Here is a 2,635-nt window from a genome sequence, read left to right as displayed (position 1 = left end):
CTGGGCATCGAATCCGCCAGCGCTGTCCACGCCCACACCGAAGCCGAGGCCAAGGCGGTCGGCAGCGCCTGCCGCCATGCCATGCGTGCGATCGAGGACTGCTACACCCTCAATCCGAAGGCAGAGAAGGCGGCGGTCTACGCTGGCTGGCGCGAGATGGACGAGTACATGCGCGAGAACAAGCTTGAAGGCGTCGCACCCACCGAGCCGCGACCGGCTTCACCCGGCGCCAAGCCCAAGGTCGCCAAGGAGGATCCGCCGGACGAGGAGATCCTCGACGATGGCAAGAAACCGCAGAAAGCCGCCGCAGCCGCTGCCGGCCACGCTGCCAAACCGACGCACTGACGATCCCGCGGCCAATCGGGCCGCTGCCAGTGTGAAAATGCGGGGATGCACCCCCAAGGCGATCCCCCGGCCCTCCCTGTGACCCTGCGCCAGCGCTGGCGGTCGCTGCGCCAGCATCCCGAGGCCGCGCGCGGCGTGCGTGACATGCTGCCGATGGTCCCCGGCATGGCCGCCTGGGGCCTGGTCACCGGTGTGGCGATGGTCAAGAGCGGGCTCGATCCCTGGCTGGCGCTGCTGATGTCGCTGACGGTGTTCGCCGGCTCCTCGCAGCTCGCCGCGCTGCCGCTGATCGCCACCGGCGCGCCGATCTGGGTCGTGCTGCTGACCGCCTGCATCGTCAACCTGCGCTTCGTCATCTACAGCGCGCAGTGGCGCTGGTACTTCGGGCACCTGCCGCGCGGGCAGCGCGTGGCGCTGACCTACCTGGCCGCCGACATCAACTACGCCCTGTTCGTCAAGGCCTGGCCCGATCCGGAGCCCCGCTCCGGCCAGCTCGAATACTTCGTCAGCGGCGCCGTGGTGGTCTGGATCGGCTGGCAGATCCCGTCGATCGCCGGCATCGTGCTCGCCGACGTGATCCCGCCGCAGTGGGGCCTCGGCTTTGCCGGCACGCTGGCGCTGATCGGGCTGACCTGCTCGCTGCTGGTGGACCGGGCGACCTGGATCTGCGCGGTGGTGGCGGCTCTGGCGGCGGTGGCCGCCTTTGCGCTGCCGTACAAGCTGCACATCGTCGTGGCGGTGGCGGCCGCGGTGGCCGCGGGGCTGCTGATGGAGCGGCCCGGCGGTGGCGGTGGGCGGCTGTCGGTGGCGCGGAGGTCCGCGCCATGAACACCTGGGATGCCGCGCTCACCATCGTCGGCCTGGCGCTGGTCACCGTGCTGACGCGCAGCCTGCTGATGCTGCCGCGCGAGGAGGTGCCGATTCCCGCCTGGGCCAAGCGGGCGCTGAAGTACGCGCCGCTGGCCGCGCTGGTGGCGATCGTCGTGCCCGAGGTGCTGCTGACGCGCGGCGTGCTGATCGCGACGCTGGCGGACGCGCGGCTGCTGGGTGCTGCGGTCGGACTGGCCTACTACTTCTGGAAGCGCGGCATCCTCGGCACCATCGTGGTCGGCATGGCCGTCTTCCTGCCGCTGCGCATCGGGCTGGGCTGGTAGCGCCCGCGCATTCCGTCTTTTCTCTTTCACATCAAGGAGCCATTGGCATGAACGTCCTTCGCCTTCAAGACCTGATCGCCGCCGGCAAGATCGCCGGCCAGCGCGTGTTCATCCGCGCCGACCTGAACGTCCCGCAAGACGACGCAGGGAACATCACCGAAGACACCCGCATCCGCGCCTCGATCCCCTGCATCGAGATGGCGCTGAAGGCCGGCGCCGCCGTGATGGTCACCAGCCACCTGGGCCGCCCGACCGAAGGCGAGTTCAAGCCCGCCGACTCGCTGGCGCCGGTCGCAGCACGCATGGGCGAGCTGATGGGCCGGGAGATCCCCGTCGTCGCCAACTGGGTGGACGGCGTGGACGTGGCGCCGGGCCAGCTCGTGATGCTGGAAAACTGCCGCCTGAACAAGGGCGAGAAGAAGAACAATGCCGAGCTGGCGCAGAAGATGGCCGCGCTGTGCGACGTGTTCGTGCACGACGCCTTCGGCACCGCGCACCGCGCCGAAGCCTCGACCTACGGCATCGCCCAGTACGCCAAGATCGCCTGCGCCGGCCCGCTGCTGGCGGCCGAGATCGACGCGATCAGCAAGGCGCTGGCCAACCCGAAGCGCCCGCTGGTGGCGATCGTCGCCGGCTCGAAGGTGAGCACCAAGCTGACCATCCTGAAGGCGCTGTCGGCCAACGTGGACGGCCTGATCGTCGGCGGTGGCATCGCCAACACCTTCATGCTGGCAGCGGGGCTGAAGATCGGCAAGTCACTGGCCGAGCCGGACCTGGTGGGCGAAGCCGTCGCCGTGATCGAGGCGATGAAGGCGCGTGGCGCGGCGGTGCCGATCCCGGTGGACGTGGTCTGCGCCAAGACTTTCTCGCCGACTGCGGAAGCAACCGTCAAGGCTGCGACCGACGTGGCCGACGACGATCTGATCCTCGACATCGGCCCGCAGACCGCCGCCATCCTCGCCGCGCAGCTCAAGGCCGCCGGCACCATCGTGTGGAACGGCCCGGTCGGCGTGTTCGAGTTCGAAGCCTTCTCGCACGGCACGGAAACGGTTGCCCGCGCGGTGGCCGAGAGCGCAGCGTTCTCGATCGCGGGTGGCGGTGACACGCTGGCGGCGATTGCCAAGTACGGGATCGAG

The 2,635-nt window shown here is 69.7% G+C and carries 4 protein-coding genes; all 4 read left to right on the top strand.

Going from position 1 to position 2,635, the window contains the following annotated elements; translation table 11 throughout:
• Positions 1 to 345, top strand: coding sequence for a hypothetical protein (locus tag AB3X43_RS09665; protein WP_369429630.1), 345 nt, complete (start codon positions 1 to 3; stop codon positions 343 to 345).
• 45 nt (positions 346 to 390) lie between these two features.
• Positions 391 to 1,173: an AzlC family ABC transporter permease gene (locus AB3X43_RS09660; protein WP_473965106.1), complete on the top strand. Its 783-nt coding sequence runs from the start codon at positions 391 to 393 to the stop codon at positions 1,171 to 1,173.
• Positions 1,170 to 1,499, top strand: coding sequence for an AzlD domain-containing protein (locus AB3X43_RS09655; protein ID WP_369429629.1), 330 nt, complete (start codon positions 1,170 to 1,172; stop codon positions 1,497 to 1,499). Before AB3X43_RS09660 ends, AB3X43_RS09655 begins: the two co-directional genes overlap by 4 nt.
• A gap of 47 nt (positions 1,500 to 1,546) precedes the next feature.
• The coding region (locus AB3X43_RS09650) for a phosphoglycerate kinase (protein ID WP_369429628.1) at positions 1,547 to 2,635 on the top strand (1,089 nt) is incomplete at its 3' end.

It is taken from the genome of Sphaerotilus sp. (assembly GCF_041083715.1).
GTDB lineage: Bacteria > Pseudomonadota > Gammaproteobacteria > Burkholderiales > Burkholderiaceae_C > Sphaerotilus.
This window is presented reverse-complemented; position numbering and strand designations above follow the sequence as displayed.